Origin of the sequence: Tardiphaga sp. 839_C3_N1_4 (genome assembly GCF_051811045.1) — a bacterium.
In the GTDB taxonomy this organism is placed as follows: domain Bacteria; phylum Pseudomonadota; class Alphaproteobacteria; order Rhizobiales; family Xanthobacteraceae; genus Tardiphaga.
Genome location: NZ_JBPWQD010000001.1, coordinates 4339921 through 4354789 on the forward strand (window position 1 = coordinate 4339921; position 14869 = coordinate 4354789).

Sequence of the window (14869 nt, forward strand, 5' to 3'; positions counted from 1 at the left end):
GTGGCTACAGCGCGTGGTGCACCCGGTTGACGACATGGAATATGGGTGGTGGCGCGGGGGTCGCTCATCGACTGATCCTGCAGCGTCAACGGTCGCCGGGCGCGGAAAGTGAAAATTGGAATGCCCGGCGATCTTCAACAGGTTGAAGGGCGGTCCACGCCGAATGTCGTAGAAACTGCAGCCAGTGCAGCAAGCGGACAGCCGGTGTCTGATCGCAGACGGCTCTGGGAGAGGCTAAAAGGCGCCTTGGGCCAACTCGCCAGAAACGCTTATAAACGGGCATGTTGCAGCCCTCTTCGCCCTCGTCAGGCGCGCTTTTTTGTTGCATTCATGTCGTGTCGCGCATCAATCCATGATGGTGATATCCGTTCTACTGCAACTCCAGTGAGCTGGCCTCGTCTGTTAAGGAATTCCATCGGTGAGTGCGACGGCAGAAAGCCCAAATAGGACCAGACCGAGAATCCTCGAATTGGGCTCCTGGCACTATTGCAAGGATATCTATCCGGAAGAGACGGATGTGCTCTGGACGGGGGAACGTCCGATCCCTCGCGGGCGAGCGGCGAAAGGCTTCGCCGACTGCACGCCCTGGCGATTCATTAAGGCGATGCGTGAGGCGCGACGCGGGACATACGACCTGATCATCGTCTATATGCCACTACGCCCGGCATGGCATCCGCGCTACTGGCTGCGCGCTTTCTTCCGGCAGCCGCTTCGTCCGCTGTCCGCGATGACAAGAGTCTTCGGCGTCTCCTGGCTAAGATTCGTGAAGCTTCCCGTGCCGATCGCCGTTCTGGATATGAACGACGCCTTCATCGTCGGCTCGCATAATTTCTTTCTGCTCGACAAGGCTACCGCGGCTTTCAAACGCGAGCTTCCCGTCGATCGGTGGCATATTCTCTGCCACTCGGCCCATCCGGCACTTCCGACGCGACGCATAAGGCGCAATCGGCGCTGGAACGAACGTCTGGCGAAGATACGCCCCATTTCGCTTCCCGCAGCGAGGATCGATACCGATGGCGAATCTCCGGAAAAGACGTCTGACGTGTTTTTCGTGGGCGAAGTCGCGGAAAATTCGTGGGTGCGCCGTGTCGGTCTGTCAGAACTCGAGGCGTTGAGAAGCAAAGGCCTCAAGATCGATATTCCGCACGAAAGACTTCCGCATGACGAATTCCTGCGGCGGCTTTCGAGCGCATGGCTGGCGTGGTCACCGTCGGGCTATAGCTGGGAGTGCTATCGAACTGCCGAGGCGGCGCAATGCCTGACCGTGCCGGTTCTCAACTATCCGACGGTCGAGCGTCACGCGCCCGTTCGAGAACACGAGCATGTCCTGTTGTACGACGTAACCCCGGGCAGTCTGTCGTCCGTGATTGAGCGCGGACTGAGCGACAAGCCGCTTCTACGCCAGATGGCATTGGATCTGCGCGAGCATGTTCGCAAATATCATCTGCAGGACGCGATGGTCGATTATGTCATCGACGAGACGCTGCGGGCCGCTGATCGAACGGCTTAACGGAAGGGGCTGCGACTATCACGACGGGGATTAGCCCCGCCACGATGACGAAGGCGCTATAAAGGTGCTCTTTTGACACGGCAGCTCCCCAAGGTGTGGGAGCATTTATAGGCCCGCGTCCGGGAAAGTCCTGTGCACTTCGTGCCAAAAAACCAAATCAGGCCACTGCCGCCGGAAACAGGGTCAGTGCCCAATTTCCGCGCGGCGCACTCCGCCATCATTTAAATGGATGAAGACCTCGCCAAACGTCTTCCCGTAGCTCCTCCGATCTACAACTTTCCCGACGATGCCGGCAGCGTTCATGAAGCTGAGCGACGCTGCGCGTCAACCGGCTCGCTTCCAGGGCGCTCGCAGTCGACGTCAGAAGGCCAGCTCACGGCCGCCGATGCGAGAAACGTCGACGCTCCCGATGAAACCAGCGATTAAGCCGCTTCACAGTTCGCCTGCGATCGCGCACGGAGAAAGGTACTCGCTTATTCCAACCCTAACGGCCTTAGAGGAAACGCAGTCGCCGCTTGAGGTATGTCGACAACCGGACATAGCGAGCGTACACTTGCGCCATCACCGGCCGGACCTTGGCAGCTATCGGTGACTGAGAGTGTCGCGCTCCCGCCTTATACGCAGGAAAGGAGCGCGCCATGAGGCGCCCTTGCTCGCATTCCTATAGATACGACAGCAGACTGAACGCTGAGAAAGCTCGCATTCACGCGCGGCTGGAATGCGAGAACCGCGGACAACAGCGCGATGTCCTTGAGCGCGAGTTGCGTCAGGTCGAAATCGCGCTTCATATTGACAACTGGATTTCATCGCCGGGGTTGCAGCCGCCCAAATCGATTTCGGGCTAAGTCGCCATGGCCCGGCGAATAACCAGCGAGTCTGTGCTTCTGGCGGCATCGACCACATGGACCGCCGTGCTGGCATGTGCGCTGCTCTATATATTTTGCATTACCACTTTTTAGGACCGCATCAGAGGGGCGAGGGTCGCAAGCGCTGGAGCGGCTGCGTATGGGGTGCTGGCAAAGGGGTGTGAAGTAAAACGGCCGGCTGTCGTGCGGACGAGTCCGGCCAGAGTAGTGAATTCAGTCATAGTGACGATGGTCGATGCCAGCATATCTAACTCCGCTCCGTCGCATGATCAGAGCTGGTCATAAGTTGAGCACGACCTGACGCGCATCGCTCCAAGAAACGACCTGCTCGCGATCTTGAGGAGTACGATACTAAGATCCACCGCTTGGCAGCACGGCGGATTGATCGGACGAGCGTCAAAAGTTACGCAGCGAGTATCGTCTTCTCGATATCCGCTATCGAATGACCGGTCAGGTCCTTGGCGATTTCGCCGACCAGAGCCTCATCGAGCTTTTTGTGGTAATGTTTGCGCATCTCACCAAGCGTCTTCGGCGCAGCAATGATCACGAGATTGCTGAACTTATTCGTTAGCACCTGAGCATTCAGCATTTCGATGATCCCGGACGCAAAACCGTCCTCATCCGCCCGACTTTGATCGGGGTTGGCCGAGCTGCTGTTCTGTCCACCACTGCCGCTGACCGGCTCGACATCGTCACCGGGAGCAACGACCAAGCTCATTTCGGTTTCGGTGCCGACGTTGCGGAAAAGATTCAGCTTTTCACTGTCGGCAACAGCAACGATGGTATCCGTTGGGAGGATCATTTCATTTCCTGACATGTTGTGAGTGGCGCCGTTGCCCAAGCTGGCCGCAAGCCATAGAGCAACACATCCGCTTCCGCGAAGTTCCGCCTAACCAAATGCTCAATGATTCCTTGGGAGCGCGCGCCGGACTGCGAAGCGGCTGTTTCCAGTCTAAGCTCCTAAAGATCACGGTCTTGGGCATTAGCGATCCGGTTTATCTAGACAAATAACGGTTTAGCTCTCGCAAATCGTTCTCGTCCGGAACAACCTGCAATCCTATCGCTTGAACCGGCAACAAAAGGACCAACATGCTCAGATTATTCACCGCGGCTCTGACAACCATTGTTATCTTCTCAGGACAAGCTCTGGCGCAGCAGGGAGGAACCGAACAGGAGCGGCAAGCCTGTGCTCCCGACGTGAAGAAATACTGCGCTTCCGTCATCGACCAGGGCGACCTCGTGGTCCTCAGTTGCCTCCAACAGAACCGCTCGAAACTCTCACCGAGTTGCAACCGCGTTCTGGTTGATCACGGTCAATAGCGTCTTCCCGTACTTCCTAAGGGGACGCTGGTGAAATCAAAGATAAAATCAACTGACGAACGACATCCGGCCAGCACTGTGCCAGTTCCAGTAAAGATGCCCTCTGCCGAAATGGAAGCAGTGGACCGCTGGGCGTCATCCCGCCTGGATCCAAAGCCAACGAGACCGGAAGCTATTCGCCAACTCGTCGAGCTCGGCCTGAGTGTCAAAGGCGTCCGGAAGAACAGTGCGTCACAACGCACCCGTGCAAGTGAGATGGCTGCCACAGAACTTGATTTTCAAGCAGACGAGAATGCCACCTCTGATGATCAAGCGACCCGAAAGCGGCGACTCCTAAAAGGGCCCGAAGAGTTTCAACATGTCCGCGTCGACCGAAAAAACACGAAAATCTTAGGCTATTTTAACCCGTTTTCAGTTGTCGAACGGTTCTCGCGGCTATCGTTGCATGTCGGCTAGTTCGTCCACCAAAACACGAACATTCTCGCTGTAGTCCACCGGAACCACCACGAGGTGGAGGCCTCCGGCCGCGAAGGCCTTCTCCAGTGTCGATGCCAGACCGCCCGCCTCGGTGACGCGATGACCCTGGGCACCGTAGGACTGCGCATAGGCGACGAAATCCGGATTGCCGAAAGTCATCCCCGCGTCGGCGAAACCGTCGACGGCCTGCTTCCACCTGATCATCCCGTAGGCGTGATCCTCGATTACGAGAACGACGAGATCGAGCTTCAGACGCTGCGCGGTCTCCAGTTCCTGCGAATTCATCATAAAACCGCCGTCGCCGGCGACAACGAGCACACGGCGCGTCGGATTTAGCAGTGCCGCCATCATGCCCGACGGAAGCCCCGCTCCCATCGTTGCAAGTGCATTGTCGAGCAGCAGCGTGTTGGCGACGTCCGTGCGGTAGTTGCGCGCGAACCATATCTTGTACATCCCGTTGTCCAACGCGACGATGCCGTCGGGTGGCATGACCTGGCGGACGTCGTGGACGATCCGCTGCGGCGTCAGTGGAAAGCGGTCTTCGTTAGCGCGGTCGCCGATATGGCGCAGGATGTCCGCGCGCACGCCGTCCCACTGCGTGGTCTGCTTGAGCTTCCCTTCGAGCTCGGCCGCCAGCATGTCGAGACCTTTCGCGATGTCGCCGATAAGTTCTGCTTGCGGGTAGTACACCTCTTCGACCGTCGCCGGCGTAAAGCCAATGTGGAGCACCTGATGGCGGCCACGCCCCATAATAAATGGCGGCTTTTCGATGGTGTCGTGGCCGATGGTGATGATCAGGTCGGCGCAATCGATCGCGCGATGGACGTAGTCGCGTTCGCTGAGCGCCGCCGTGCCGCAATAGTAGTCGGACGCCCCGCCTACGGCACCCTTCCCCATCTGCGTGTTGAAGAACGGGATCTTTACCCGGCGAACGAATTCGGAGAGCGCGGGTGCGAGCCTGGGCCTGCTGGCACCGGCACCGAACATGAGCAGCGGGTACTCCGCCGAAAGGATGAGCTCGGCGACCTTCCGGACGGCGTCCGCCGAAGGCGCCGGGAGATCGGTCGGGTGGACCGGGACCACCGAAACGCCGGAAACCTTCTCCGCCGCGACATCTTCCGGAAGCTCCAGGTGCACGGGTCCGGGACGCTCCTCCATCGCAATCCGGAAAGCGTTCCGGACGACGGTCGCGATGGAAGACGCACTTACGATCTGCTGCGACAGTTTCGTGAGCGGCTTCATGCTCGCGACGACATCCACGATCTGGAAGTGGGCCTGCCGGCTGGCGTGGATCGCCTTCTGGCCAGTGATCAGGACCATCGGCATACCGCCCAGGAGCCCATAGGCAGCCCCCGTAGAGAGATTCAGGGCTCCGGGTCCCAAAGTGCTGAGCGCGACACCTGGCCTCCCTGTGAGGCGCCCGTGGGTCGCAGCCATGAAGGCGGCGGGCTGCTCGTGACGAGTGACGACCAGTTCGATGGAAGACTTGCGCAAGCTCTCGACGACGTCCAAGTTCTCCTCGCCAGGCACGCCAAAGATGCGGTCGACGCCCTCGTTTTCAAGAGCCGCCACTAGCAGATCGGAGCCTTTCATTTCACGGTCCTTGTTGTTCATCGTCGAGCTCCTCCATTTGCGCAGTACCGTATTGGACAAACAGGTCCATTTAATGAAACGTTTGGTGGGCTAGTCGCCTGAGGCGCGCCTTGAGGAAGCAGCCTCATCCTCTGTGGAGTGATGGCTCTGTTAGCAACCCGAGCGGATCTATATCCGTCGGTCGTAAGTCTGTGTCCTGTTGCGTCGTTCCAAAAGGATAATAACGGAAGCGCTTGGCAACTCGCCGGATCGCCAAAACTCAACGGTGATAACCAGCCTATGGCTTAAGAATATTGCCTTTGCGATTGTCTATGGAGACTTGCGCGTTTCGCTCGGCCGGGCGACGTACGTTCTGACCGGCCAGAATTTCCCTCCCGGTCAAATCAAGACGGCTTTTGCGCCAGCCTCCGATCCATTGATCCAGAGTCGCTGTGTCGATCGCGCACTATCTCGCGCCCGAGCCATCGCGATGGCACTATGACTGTCTGCTGGAAATAAAGCCTGGCGATGGTGCTCCGCTCGCATTGCGAGGAGGAATGCCGGTGAATCTTAGGCGCCTAAAATCACTGGCGCACCCGACACGATTCGAACGTGTGACCTTTGCCTTCGGAGGGCAACGCTCTATCCAGCTGAGCTACGGGTGCTTCGAGGGTCCATTTAGCCGATTGGCCGGGCGGCGGCAACGGCTGGCCGGGGCGGGATTCGGCGAAAATGACCCGGCTGGAGGGCGCGGCGCCCTCTTTCAGGCGACGGTTACACGTTCGAAGCGTGCCGGGATGCGCAGAAGCGCTCGCGCCGCAGACGTGACGGGTATTTCGAGCGGGCGAGGGACCAGGTTGCGCCCGTGATTGTCCCGGAACCTCGTCCATTTGCTCGATCACGCTGTGTTTGGCAGCGGGACGTCCGATCGCGAATGCTGAACCTGGAACAGGAGCCGAGTGACATAACTGCGGCTACCCAGGCGCCGTTCTGCGAACCGACCCAGGCGCCGGCCGTTCCCATGTCGAACATTGGAGGATGTCCTATGAATCCCAACCAGGCTCTTTGGGAGAAAGGCGATTTCACCCGTATCGCGGAGACGATGCGCGCCAGCGGCGAGGCGCTCGTTGCGTCGATCGGGATCACCCGCGGAAGTGATGTGCTCGATCTTGGATGTGGGGACGGCACGACAGCGCTTCCAGCAGCAAGAGCCGGGGCAAACGTCACGGGTGTCGATATTGCACGCAATCTGGTGGAGGCCGGCAACAGGCGCGCGATGGCGGAAGGGCTTACGTGTCGTTTTCAGGAAGGCGATGCGTCGAATCTGAAAGATATCAAGGACGACAATTTCGATCTCGTTGTCAGCATCTTCGGCGCGATGTTCGCGCCCAGGCCATCGGATGTTGCCAGGGAAATGGTTCGCGTCACGCGGCCGGGCGGCCGGATCGTGATGGGAAACTGGATCCCGAACGATCCCACGCTGGTGGCGCAGATCCTCAAGATCAGCTCGTCCTATTCGCCTCCTCCGCCGGAAGGGTTCGTAAGTCCCATGACCTGGGGTCTCGAGGACAATGTTGTCGAGCGCTTCACGTCGGCTGGCATTCCGAAGCCAAATATCTCATTCGCTCGTGACTCCTTTGAATTCAACTTTGCTGGAACGCCGGCAAAGTTCGTCGAACAGTTCAAGGCCTATTACGGTCCGACCATGAATGCCTTCGATGCGGCTGAAAAAGACGGTCGCGCCGACACCTTGAAGGGAGAGCTTGTAAAGCTGTTCGAGAGTCAGAACAGAAGCTCTGACCCTTCGACAACATCGGTGAAGGCGACGTTCCTGCGCGTGACCGTTCGCAAACCGTGACGCGCGAGCGAGCTGCTGCGCAGCCAATTTAAACAGCCAATTTAACGTGGGGCTGCGCAGCAGGCGGGCAATGCCCACCGTGTTTGCTTTGCAGCATGTGGAAGTACACTTGACATGCATCGCGAAACGATCACGTTGGCCTCAATCAAGTGAACGCCGGCCCAAAATGGCGTCACGACATCAGGGAGGAGCCAATGTTCACAAGACGCGGTGTTCTGCTCTCTTCAATCGCGGGAGCTGTCGTGCTCAGCAATAGATTTGCGGTTGGCAAAGCCGCGCAGCCGGCGACGCCGGTGAATTTCCAGGTGCCTGCGGACGCCTGCGATTGTCACACGCATATTCACGGCGATCCCGAGAAATTCCCGTTCTTTGCAGGCCGCGTCTACACGCCGGAACTGGCGTCGCCGGAGGAGATGGCGGCGCTGCACAAGGCACTCGGCGTCAAGCGTGTGGTGATCGTCACGCCCAGCATCTACGGCACCGATAATTCGGCGACACTGTTCGGCATGAAGGCGCGCGGCAGCGATGCGCGCGGCGTTGCCGTCATCGATGACATGACACCGGAGAGCGAGCTCGACGCCATGAAGGCCGCGGGCATTCGCGGCATGCGGATCAATCTTGCGACCAGCGGCGTGAGCGATCCCGCCATCGGCAAGCAGCGTCTCCAGGGCGCAATCGAGCGCATGAAGACGCGCGACTGGCACATCCAGATGTTTACCAATCTGCCATTGGTATCCGCGATCAAGGATGTTGTTGCCAATGCGCCGATGCCGTTGGTGTTCGATCATTTCGGCGGCGCGGAAGCCAGGCTCGGGCTGGATCAGCCGGGCTTTGCGGACCTGCTCGACCTCGTCAAAACCGGCAAGGCCTATGTGAAGATTTCCGGCGCCTATCGCGCTTCGACGCAAGGGCCGGATTTCCCCGACGTTGCACCGCTGGCGAAGGCGCTGATCGCAGCCAATCCGGAACGGATCATCTGGGGCACCGACTGGCCGCACCCGGATTCGGTGACACCGCCCGGCAAGAAGCCGACCGAGGTTACGCCGCTCTATCAGATCGACGATGGCCGCCTGCTGAACCAGCTCGCGGTGTGGGCACCCGACGCGGCACTTCGCAAGACAATCCTGGTCGATAATCCGGCGCGGCTTTACGGCTTCTGATCGCTGGCGTCACCTCGCCGCCTTCTTTGTCCCGCAAGAGTTCCAGATCGGCGGAACTCTCGTCCCTGCCAGAGGTTTGCCCCCGACCGCGACGGGCGGTCGAGGGAGCCCCATGCTGTCAAATCTGCAGGTGTTGCGCGGCATAGCTGCCCTTGGCGTTGTGTTCTTCCACACCGGCTACAAGTTCGTGGGCGATTGGCACACCGAATTCTTCGGGGTCTCCACCTTCTTTGTCATCTCCGGCTTCATCATGTGTTTCATCACCCGGAAGGGTGATGACGATTTTCTCGCCAAGCGCCTGGAGCGGATCGCGCCGCTCTATTGGCTGTGCACAGCCGTGCTTCTTGCCGTGATGTTCGGATCTGCGTTGCTTGAGGCCGGGACATGGGTAAAGCCGCTGGATGGCCGTTCGTCCGAGCCGCTCTGGGCCTATGTCGGCCGCAGCCTGATGTTCCTGCCGATCGGCGACAAGTATCCGATCCTGAATGTCGGGTGGTCGCTGAATTACGAGGTGTATTTTTATCTGATCTTCGCAGCCGCGCTTGCGATCAGCCGCCGTCTGGCGCCGCTGATCGTTGTCGGAGGCCTGGTGGCGTTGAACTATGCCGCGGCCATCGTCTGCACGGCGGCCGCCTGCCACTATCTGTCCTTCGACTATACGAAGTTCTTCATCGCCGGGATCGCGATCTTCTATGCACTGCAGGTTTTTGCTCCCGCTGCACCACAACGCTTCATTGTCTGGATCGGCGCCACGCTCGTCACACTCTGCTATGGGTCGCAATTCGTGGGGCCGCTATGGGCAAACAGCGTCACGCCGTCGGTTTATATGGCGCTCGCCGCAGCTGCGCCGGTCGTGATCGTGGCGAGTGCGCTGTTTGCTGAATATGCCGGCGGTGCCATAACCTGGCAGCCGCTGATTCTGATCGGCAATGCGTCCTACGCCATCTATCTCACGCATCCGATCGTTTTCGACGTCATGAAAACAGGTAATGAGCGATGGCTTCAGCTGCCGACGCCCGAAGCATCCACAATGATGATGCTGTGTTATGTCGCCATAGCCGGCGGCGCAGGCATCATCGTGCATCTCGCCATTGAAAACCCGCTGCTTCGCGTGATCAGGCGCAGGCGGCAGCCGGGCATCAAGACGCTCGCATCAGGCTGTGGGCTTGATGCCGTGGGTCGACAGCATCAAGCCGCATAGGTCCTGCGTCAGCTCCGGATCATATTGATCGAGACGTCGCGGATCTGACCCTTGGAGCTGATAGAGACCAGCTGCTTGTTGCCCTTGGTCGTCAGCGTCAGGTTGGCGGCGAAGCCGGCGGCCTCGACGAAGACATCGATCTGGCCACCGCCGGCGCTGCCCTGCAGATTGCCGAAGATATTGCGGCTGGCCTCGCCCCAGGTGCCGGTCACCTGATTGCCCTGGCTCTTCACGTCGCTGCTGAGCTCGAACTTGTAGCTGTCGCTTGCGCAGCGCAGGGACTGTTTCAGCGCGGTCCCGCCAACGACATTGTAAGTGGCGCGGCAACGGATCTGCTCCGAGGAGCCATCCGACAGCGACACGGTGCCGCTGCCGCTCCACGATCCGTTAAAGCCGGCAAAAGGGCTCGCCGACTGGGCTTGGCTCGCTGTCGCCGACAGCATCAGGATGGCGCCGACAGTGGCGGCCTTGAGCGTGTGTCCGATCAGATTTGCGCTGAATGAGGTCATAGCGATGGCTTTCTGTGTCTGGAGATGTCGGAGGGGAGGGATGCGATCAGGCACGACGCGTGAGCGTCAGATAGGCGAATTTCGCCGTCGCCGTATCAGAGGCGATCTGCGCGCCGTTGTAGGAAAAGGTGCCGATGCCCGGCAGGTCGTTCATCGCGCTGCCGGAGAATGACGGGCCGGCAAAGGCGAACGAGAAGACGACGATGAAGCCGATGATGCGCATATGACTGTCCCTGTTGGCCGGCGCTGTGTGCCGCTTCGTTGGACAGATGGATAACCATGCCCGGTTTCAGGCGGTCTGCGTCGAGGTGGATAATGGTTTCGTCGGAGGATCGTTTTGTTTCGCCGCCCGCCTTGCCACGAAACACAAAAAGGCCGGGGCAGCGGTGCCGCCCCGGCCTCGATTGGGTTCAACCCGAGTGGATCAGGTCTTAGTCGATCGTCTGGATCACGTTGGAAATCGGGCGGGCGTTGCTGGTTTTCACCGGCTGTAGTTCGGCGGCGATAGCGGCGTCGTAGCTTGCGATCGTCGGCAGGGTGTCCTTGGCGCGGATATGCACGACCTTGTAACCGCCGGCCTTGAGCTGGGCGAGCAGGTCCGGCACGGCAGCCGCAGACCACTTGTGCAGGTCATGCATCAGGATGATGCCTTTGCCCTTCTTCTTCAGCTTTTCCATCACCGAGGCGACCAGCTTGCCGGCATTGTGGATGCGGAAGTCCTCGGAATCGATGTCGATGGAGAAGGCGGCGATATTGCGCTCGGCGAGATAGGCCTTCAGTTCCGCATTCTGGCGCAATTGCGGGAAGCGGAAGAAGGGCGACAGCGGCTGGCCGGCCATCAGAGTGATGGCGCTGATGCCGCGCTCGATCTCGTCCTTGGCTTCCTGCGGGGTCTTGGTCGCCAGATTCTGGTGCGACCAGGTATGGGTGCCAACCGAATGGCCGGCCGCAATCACCTGCTTCAACACCGCGGGATGCCAGGTGGCATGCTTGCCGATCGGGAAGAACACGGCCTGCACGCATTGCGCGCTGAGCGCAGCCAGCACGGCAGGCGTGGTCACCGGCCACGGGCCGTCGTCGAACGTCAGTACGACTTCGCCGGGCTGCAGGAAGTCATAGTCGCGATATTGCGACATGCCGAGGCCGGGGCCGCCGGTGGTGTCGATCTGTACGGTGCGTGACACGCCGAGCGCGTTCGGATTGTTGCAGACGGGCTTGGCGATGGCCGGGCGCTTCTCCACGGCCGGAGCGGCGGGCATCGGCGCGGCGGCCGGTGCGGCCGCGACAGCCTGCACGCGCGGCGCCGGTTCGGTCGGTGCGGTCGAATTCGACTTCGGCGCGCGCGTGTCGATCGAGGCAGTGGTGAGCTCGCCTTTATCGGCTTTCGCGCTGGTCTGAGCGCCGGCGGGCCCGAAGAAATGCCAGGCGCCAGCGCCTGCAGCGACGACCGCCGTGAAAGAACCTGCAACGATCAAAAAAGGAAGTTTACGCATAATCACTCCGGCGCCCGAGGCCCACCTCGTTTCACCATTGAGCGAAATAGTTAATCACGCGTATGCACGGCGCACTCTCAACGAGAAAATTTGAGTTTGTTCAACGCAATGCGTGTTAGGCCGGTACGATGACCTTGCCGATCGGCCACAGCGCGATGCCGGCGAGCTTCAGATGTGCCCAGGCAAAGGGAATGCCGACGATGGTGATCGCCAGGGCCAGCGCCGCCAGGAGATGGCCGATCGCCAGCCACCAGCCTGCCAGCACCAGCCAGATGATATTGCCGATTAGGCCGAACACGCCAGTGCCGATGTCGCTGCGGCCGGTGACGGCCTCGCGGTCAACGGCGCGCTGGCCGAAGGGCAGCAGCGTATAGGCGGCGATATTGAAGGCGGCGCGGGCCCAGGGCAGGCCGATGATGGTGATGGCCATGACAACGGCTGCGATCAGCCAGCCGACCGCCATTCCCAATCCGCCGAACACGATCCAGAGGATATTCAGAAACAGCGGGACGACGGGCATGGGGGCTCCCTGGTGATGCGTAGCTGCCACCGTCATATAGATAGCCTGCATAACAAGCGGAAGATGGCGGTCAGTTCGTCCAGCCGTGATGACCTCGCTGGCGGTTGTATGAAAGCTCCGTCATGGCCGGGCTTGTCCCGGCCATCCACGCCTTCCTTCACTTACAGCCAAGACGTGGATGCCCGGGACAAGCCCGGGCATGACGAAGTTGGGTGTCTAGGAGCCCCGTCCACCGGAGCGGGAATAGGCCGGGCGGGCATCTGCTGCCGGGCGAGCCGATGGTGCGCTGCGCACGTCGCTACTGGTGCGCGCCTGGGGCTGCAGTTCTTCCAGAAAAATCGGCTTGGAGAAATAATAGCCCTGCGCATAGCGGATCTTGGTCGCGGCCTGAAGATAGGCCAGTTCCTCGAAGGTCTCGACACCTTCGGCGATCACCGTCATGCCGAGCGCTTCGCTGAGCGACTCGATGGCGCGGAGGATGCCCTGGCTGCGCGGGCGCTTGTGAATGTCCGTGATGAAGGAGCGGTCTATCTTGATTTCGTCGGCGGTGATATCCGCCAGCGCCGACAGCGACGAATAGCCGACGCCGAAATCGTCGATAGAGATGCCGACGCCGAGCGCGCGGAACATCGGCAGGATGTCGTCCTGGAAATGCGTCTTGGCGACGAATGCGTCTTCGGTCACTTCGACCATGAAGCGCGTCGGGCAGCCTGTCTCCTCGATCGCCCTCGCAAAGGCGCGCATGAATTCCGGATTGCCAGCCTGTTTGGCGGCAACATTGATGCTGATACTGGCCGTGGCGCCGAAGGTCTCGTCGATCAGGTCGATCGACTTCATGATCTCGGCGAGCACCAGATGGGTGAGCTCGTCAATCAGGCCGAGTTCGACGGCCAGATTGATGAAGGTGCTGGGCGCCTGGATCACGCCATCGTCGTTACGCAGCCGCACCAGGGCCTCGATACCCTTGATCTCCAGGCTGCGGATATCGACCTTCGGCTGAAACGCGCAGCAGAACCGCTTGTCGAGAATCGCCAGCCGCAATGACTGTTCGGTGGCCATGCGGGTCAGCGCCTCGCTCTCCATGCTGGAGTCGAAGAACACCGCAGCGCCCTTGGTCTCATTCTTCACGCGATACATCGCGATATCGGCGTTTTGATGCAGCGCGTCGTAGTTGCGGCCGTGTTCGGGATAGAGGCTGACACCGATCGAGGCGGAGGCGAATACTTCGGATCCGTCGATGAAGAACGGCGCGCGCAGCCGCTGTACCAGCAGTTCCAGATATTCGGCGACCTCCTGCTGGCTCTGGATCGGGTTCAGCAGCAGCAGGAATTCATCACCGGAGATGCGCGACAGCATGTCGGTGCCGCGCAGGTCGAGCGCCAGCCGCTTGGCGAACTGCACCAGCAGCGCATCACCGACGCTGTGACCGTAATAGTCGTTGATGTGCTTGAAATTGTCGATGTCGAGGAAGGCCAGCGCGAAATGTGATGTCTCGCCGGAATGGCCAATGATGTCGCCGACACGTTTCTCGATCACGCGCCGCGTCGGCAGATCGGTCAATTCGTCGTAATAAGCGCGGCGAAACAGCTCTTCTTCCATCTCCTTCTGCCGGCTCACGTCGGTGGCGCTGGACAGTATCACGCTGCGGTCACCGATTCGGACCGGGCGATGCGTGGTCAGGAACACGCGCCTGTCGCGTTCGGAATTGACACGTTCCTCGAACACCGCGGAACGGCCGGACTGCAGCAGGTCGAGTGCAGTCGTGCGTCGATGCGTCAGTGCCTGCACCAGAAAATCCGATTGCGGATCGGGTCTGTTGAATTGGTCTGCCGATGCATTGAACTGGATTGCCGCGGCATCATTCACCAGCAGAAAGTCGCCCTGATCGTCTTGCACAGTGACGGAGGCCGGCAGCATGCGCACGATCTCGCGCAGCATCTCCAATTCGCGTGCGGCATCGCTATCCACGAATCCGGTAGCAGCCTCGGTGGAAGAGGTTGCGGTCGGGCGGTCGCTGTCCATTGGAGAGGCCGACGAGCCTGGGGCGGATGCGTTCTGCATGATGGCCGAGCCTCGCAAAACGCCTTGTCGATTTGGTTAAATCGGTTCGCAAAACGCGGGTAGTTGTGTAAATGCCGCACGATTTGGAGCGGAGCGGTGCTGACGTCATTAACAAAGCGTCAATGCCGCCGGCGAAAGCGCCAGATTGTTCAATGACGGCCCGCGAGATCATTCCCATGATGAGCCTTTGAGCAAAAAAATCTGAGTGTCACACAACGCGATCTCAGCATGTAATTCTCCACTCGGTCGCGCTGATCGCCGGTCGAGCTCTTGCACTCCGACCCACGCGGTTGTGATCGCCGCAGGATGCGGGATCGGCGGA

General features: G+C 60.0%; 13 protein-coding genes and 1 tRNA gene. 6 read left to right on the forward strand and 8 right to left on the reverse strand.

Features of this window, described 5'->3' with window-relative positions:
- Window positions 1-604: 604 nt before the first annotated feature.
- A complete protein-coding gene (locus AB8A38_RS20805; protein ID WP_315839746.1) occupies window positions 605-1510 on the forward strand; it encodes a glycosyltransferase family 1 protein in 906 nt (301 codons plus the stop codon).
- 1269 nt (window positions 1511-2779) lie between these two features.
- Here the strand turns inward: AB8A38_RS20805 and AB8A38_RS20810 are convergent.
- The gene (locus tag AB8A38_RS20810) at window positions 2780-3178 is read right to left on the reverse strand and encodes a host attachment family protein (RefSeq protein ID WP_439088569.1); all 399 of its coding nucleotides are present in this window, start codon (window positions 3176-3178) and stop codon (window positions 2780-2782) included.
- A 287-nt stretch (window positions 3179-3465) separates the two neighbouring features.
- On the opposite strand from AB8A38_RS20810, the gene AB8A38_RS20815 reads away from it, so the two are divergent.
- Both AB8A38_RS20815 and AB8A38_RS20820 read left to right on the forward strand, forming a co-directional pair.
- Window positions 3466-3696 carry a hypothetical protein gene (locus tag AB8A38_RS20815; protein ID WP_439087246.1) on the forward strand — a complete coding sequence of 77 codons (231 nt, stop codon included), beginning with the start codon at window positions 3466-3468 and terminating at the stop codon, window positions 3694-3696.
- 30 nt (window positions 3697-3726) lie between these two features.
- Window positions 3727-4152 carry a hypothetical protein gene (locus AB8A38_RS20820; protein ID WP_439087247.1) on the forward strand — a complete coding sequence of 142 codons (426 nt, stop codon included), beginning with the start codon at window positions 3727-3729 and terminating at the stop codon, window positions 4150-4152.
- Here AB8A38_RS20820 and AB8A38_RS20825 read toward each other — a convergent pair.
- Together AB8A38_RS20825 and AB8A38_RS20830 are read right to left on the reverse strand one after the other, a co-directional pair.
- Window positions 4132-5787 carry an acetolactate synthase large subunit gene (locus tag AB8A38_RS20825; RefSeq protein ID WP_439087248.1) on the reverse strand — a complete coding sequence of 552 codons (1656 nt, stop codon included), beginning with the start codon at window positions 5785-5787 and terminating at the stop codon, window positions 4132-4134. The genes AB8A38_RS20820 and AB8A38_RS20825 overlap by 21 nt on opposite strands.
- 546 nt (window positions 5788-6333) lie before the next feature.
- Window positions 6334-6410, reverse strand: a tRNA-Arg gene (locus AB8A38_RS20830).
- Between the two features lie 200 nt (window positions 6411-6610).
- Here AB8A38_RS20830 and AB8A38_RS20835 point away from each other — a divergent pair.
- From AB8A38_RS20835 to AB8A38_RS20845, 3 genes are all read left to right on the forward strand, one after another.
- Window positions 6611-7603, forward strand: a complete 993-nt coding sequence (locus tag AB8A38_RS20835; RefSeq protein WP_439087249.1) for a class I SAM-dependent methyltransferase — start codon at window positions 6611-6613, stop codon at window positions 7601-7603.
- A 194-nt stretch (window positions 7604-7797) separates the two neighbouring features.
- Window positions 7798-8763, forward strand: coding sequence for an amidohydrolase family protein (locus AB8A38_RS20840; RefSeq protein WP_439087250.1), 966 nt, complete (start codon window positions 7798-7800; stop codon window positions 8761-8763).
- A gap of 112 nt (window positions 8764-8875) precedes the next feature.
- On the forward strand, window positions 8876-9964 hold the full coding sequence (locus AB8A38_RS20845; RefSeq protein WP_439087251.1) for an acyltransferase family protein: 1089 nt from the start codon (window positions 8876-8878) through the stop codon (window positions 9962-9964).
- 8 nt (window positions 9965-9972) lie between these two features.
- Here the strand turns inward: AB8A38_RS20845 and AB8A38_RS20850 are convergent, their stop codons facing one another.
- The 5 genes from AB8A38_RS20850 to AB8A38_RS20870 form a co-directional block, all read right to left on the reverse strand.
- Window positions 9973-10473 carry a hypothetical protein gene (locus AB8A38_RS20850; RefSeq protein ID WP_092141480.1) on the reverse strand — a complete coding sequence of 167 codons (501 nt, stop codon included), beginning with the start codon at window positions 10471-10473 and terminating at the stop codon, window positions 9973-9975.
- 46 nt (window positions 10474-10519) lie between these two features.
- Window positions 10520-10696, reverse strand: a complete 177-nt coding sequence (locus AB8A38_RS20855) for a hypothetical protein (RefSeq protein ID WP_439087252.1) — start codon at window positions 10694-10696, stop codon at window positions 10520-10522.
- A 208-nt stretch (window positions 10697-10904) separates the two neighbouring features.
- Window positions 10905-11966: a polysaccharide deacetylase family protein gene (locus tag AB8A38_RS20860; protein ID WP_439087253.1), complete on the reverse strand. Its 1062-nt coding sequence runs from the start codon at window positions 11964-11966 to the stop codon at window positions 10905-10907.
- 115 nt (window positions 11967-12081) lie between these two features.
- A complete protein-coding gene (locus tag AB8A38_RS20865; protein WP_439087254.1) occupies window positions 12082-12486 on the reverse strand; it encodes a YccF domain-containing protein in 405 nt (134 codons plus the stop codon).
- Window positions 12487-12702: 216 nt separating this feature from the next.
- Window positions 12703-14424 carry a putative bifunctional diguanylate cyclase/phosphodiesterase gene (locus AB8A38_RS20870; RefSeq protein WP_439088570.1) on the reverse strand — a complete coding sequence of 574 codons (1722 nt, stop codon included), beginning with the start codon at window positions 14422-14424 and terminating at the stop codon, window positions 12703-12705.
- Window positions 14425-14869 lie beyond the last annotated feature (445 nt).

Coding starts and splice junctions, on each gene's coding strand:
- AB8A38_RS20810 (WP_439088569.1), bottom strand. CDS start 3,178: ATGATCCTCCCAACGGATACCATCGTTGCTGTTGCCGACAGTGAAAAG.
- AB8A38_RS20840 (WP_439087250.1), top strand. CDS start 7,798: ATGTTCACAAGACGCGGTGTTCTGCTCTCTTCAATCGCGGGAGCTGTC.
- AB8A38_RS20865 (WP_439087254.1), bottom strand. CDS start 12,486: ATGCCCGTCGTCCCGCTGTTTCTGAATATCCTCTGGATCGTGTTCGGC.
- AB8A38_RS20845 (WP_439087251.1), top strand. CDS start 8,876: ATGCTGTCAAATCTGCAGGTGTTGCGCGGCATAGCTGCCCTTGGCGTT.
- AB8A38_RS20850 (WP_092141480.1), bottom strand. CDS start 10,473: ATGACCTCATTCAGCGCAAATCTGATCGGACACACGCTCAAGGCCGCC.
- AB8A38_RS20825 (WP_439087248.1), bottom strand. CDS start 5,787: ATGAACAACAAGGACCGTGAAATGAAAGGCTCCGATCTGCTAGTGGCG.
- AB8A38_RS20860 (WP_439087253.1), bottom strand. CDS start 11,966: ATGCGTAAACTTCCTTTTTTGATCGTTGCAGGTTCTTTCACGGCGGTC.
- AB8A38_RS20805 (WP_315839746.1), top strand. CDS start 605: ATGCGTGAGGCGCGACGCGGGACATACGACCTGATCATCGTCTATATG.
- AB8A38_RS20855 (WP_439087252.1), bottom strand. CDS start 10,696: ATGCGCATCATCGGCTTCATCGTCGTCTTCTCGTTCGCCTTTGCCGGC.
- AB8A38_RS20815 (WP_439087246.1), top strand. CDS start 3,466: ATGCTCAGATTATTCACCGCGGCTCTGACAACCATTGTTATCTTCTCA.
- AB8A38_RS20870 (WP_439088570.1), bottom strand. CDS start 14,424: ATGCTGCGCGAGATCGTGCGCATGCTGCCGGCCTCCGTCACTGTGCAA.